The following is a 2,468-nucleotide window of genomic DNA, read 5'->3' on the forward strand; positions in this document are numbered from 1 at the left end:
ATGGACGATTCAACTGTAAACGTCGGTACACGCCCCCCTCCCGCGAACCTGTGCCTGACTACTGATTCCACCTATCCCAAGAGCCCCGATACCGGCAGGCTAATGAGTCTGAGGAGAGACCCATTGCCATCGCCGCATTATTCCTGCCTTCAAGGTCAGAGTTGGCAACCTTTTGCCCGTCCCTTGGCACGCAAACCTCCGGCACAGGCACAGCTGTTGCCTGATGCGCAAGGAGGAACCCGGTATGAGGTGGTTGTGCATAATGGCGTGAATCTCCTCAAGTGGCATCAGTCTAGATCGCCGACGCTTGTGGAGACCGCCTAAGCGATACCTAGGTCGTGAGACGTATCCTCATTCTACCATAGCTCAGGGAAGTCCAATAGACCCAGACCGGCAGATGTACCTGTCAAGGGAAAGTAGCTAGAGACCTCACGGAAAAGTGATCTCGGCGCCAATAGGTTTGTTCGGAGCGCATCACTTCCTGGTCGGCCGTGTTTTTGTGGCAGCACAGAGTCTACAAAAGAAGGCTGCGGCTTTTTTTAGAATCTCACGCTCCTCGCGCTAGATCCGGTTGTCTCGCCGAAGCCGGCTGATCTCCTCCCGCTCAGCAGTCGTTAGCCCCTCACGCTCTCCCGCATCGATCTCAGCCTGCCTGGTCCAATTACGCAGGGATTCCACTGATACCCCTAGATCCCTTGCGATCTGTGCCATAGGCTTCCCACTCTCGCGCACCAGGCGAACAGCCTCCGCCCTGAACTGCGGTGGATATGGTGGCCTCCTCTATGGCATGTGTCCACAAGACCGGATCAGGCCCACCGCACCCGGACAGCGCTTCGCTCCTACAAGCTACATTCTGCATCACTACATTGTGACCCGGCAGTCGCTTCTCTTTTGAGGTCGTTCCATCTCCTACACGTTGATAAAGCCCTCTGAGTGCTCTGTCGCCAATCTCAGGCAATTTGGCTCTTCCAGGACTACCCTTCCTGTGATATGCTGGCACCGGCGGCTCCCTCCATTCTCTCACAGCTCGGCTTCACCACAACGGAATAGAGAGCCGCTACCCCAGATTCCACAAAGCCCGGTGCATCCTCGTCTTCGATGGGAGGGAAGAAGTGTGGGACCTGCCGTGAGAAGACCTGCTGTGAGAAGACCCGTTGTCGTTCTCGTGCCGTTGATGTTGGTGTGCGCGCTCGTTGCGGGCGATCCTACGGCCGCGGCTGCAGGGGCGGCGAGCAGCGACGTCACCACTGGCCGCCTGGAGTTAACGGTGCTTTCTGGAGGTACCGATGTGACCGCTCGATACACGGCGATGGCTACGAACATGTCGAACGGCCACAGCGTGACGCTGATGCTATCAGCATCGGGCACTCTGGTAGCTGATCTGCCACCCGGCTCATACATGGTCATGGCGATGCCGGCGGGCGGCATGGGGCTTGCGACCGTCTCACCAACAGGTGGGATCGGAGGCGCGGTGCCAACGGTGTTCAGCGTGACCATTGTCAAGGGCCAGACCGTCAATAGAGTCGCGCACGCGGGAGGCGGCGGTCCAGGCGGCGAATTCAGTGAGAGCGACCTGGAGGACCTCCTTGACTTCGTCTCGGGTGGCGCGCCCTCCACTGCTGCGGAGCTGGACCTCAGCACCGTGCCCTCCGCCGATGAGCTAGTCGCATTGGCAAGGAGATATCACGATCTATACTTCGGCCAGCTCACCGCGGGTGAGCGATCGTTTGTGGAGTCGCTAACCCGCAAGATAGAGCAGGGTCCACCCTCGTCGGTTCGGACTGCAGATGTGGAAGAGCTTACAGCTGCCGCGGCAGCGATAGCCGCGCCTGGAGCATCCCGTGCGGCGTCAGTCGTCCTGGCCGCCCGCGCAGTCATGGTCATGCCCGACCTGGCCCTCGCGCTGAACAACTTCGGGGCGATACTGCGCCTATTGGAGGAACTTCCCGACTCGGTCACGGTTTTGGTGGCAGCCAGGGAGGCTGACCCCGAGTCCCCAATGATACTCACCAACCTCGCCAACTCCGTGCGCGACCTCGGAGACTCGCGCTTGGCCGAAGACCTGTATCTCGAGGCGCTGGCGGCCAGGGATGACTTCGGCCCCGCCTTGTCTGCTCTGGGCGAGATCTACATGGCGCGCGGTGACTACGAGAAGGCAGTCGAGGTGATGATGCGCGGGGCGAAGATAGGATTCTGTGCAGCGGTCGGTGACTCTCTCTCCGACGCTTTTGACGAGGCGTACGGGGAGTCCGACACAGTGCCGCCGCTTCCGCCCGCCTGGGACGAGAGCGGCTCGTTGGTACCTCCCGCGCCTAGCCGCAGCAAGGCCACTCTCGTTCTGCCGGAGGAGTTCGGCAACTGGGACGACATCTCGTCGCTGGCTGGCTCGATTCACGAACTGTCAAGCATCATGGACTGAGTAAAGTTTAAGTGGGTAGGGCCTCTCCGGGGGCTCGGGGAGAAAAGAA

General features: G+C 60.2%; 1 protein-coding gene and 1 pseudogene. One reads left to right on the plus strand and one right to left on the minus strand.

Annotation, left to right across the window (positions count from 1 at the left end):
- Window positions 1-561 precede the first annotated feature (561 nt).
- Window positions 562-756: pseudogene (locus tag NUW23_16040) on the minus strand (transposase).
- Between the two features lie 358 nt (window positions 757-1,114).
- Here NUW23_16040 and NUW23_16045 point away from each other — a divergent pair.
- The gene (locus tag NUW23_16045; GenBank protein MCR4427661.1) at window positions 1,115-2,419 is read left to right on the plus strand and encodes a tetratricopeptide repeat protein; all 1,305 of its coding nucleotides are present in this window, start codon (window positions 1,115-1,117) and stop codon (window positions 2,417-2,419) included.
- Window positions 2,420-2,468 lie beyond the last annotated feature (49 nt).

The organism is Bacillota bacterium (genome assembly GCA_024655925.1).
Lineage (GTDB): Bacteria > Bacillota > DTU025 > DTU025 > JANLFS01 > JANLFS01.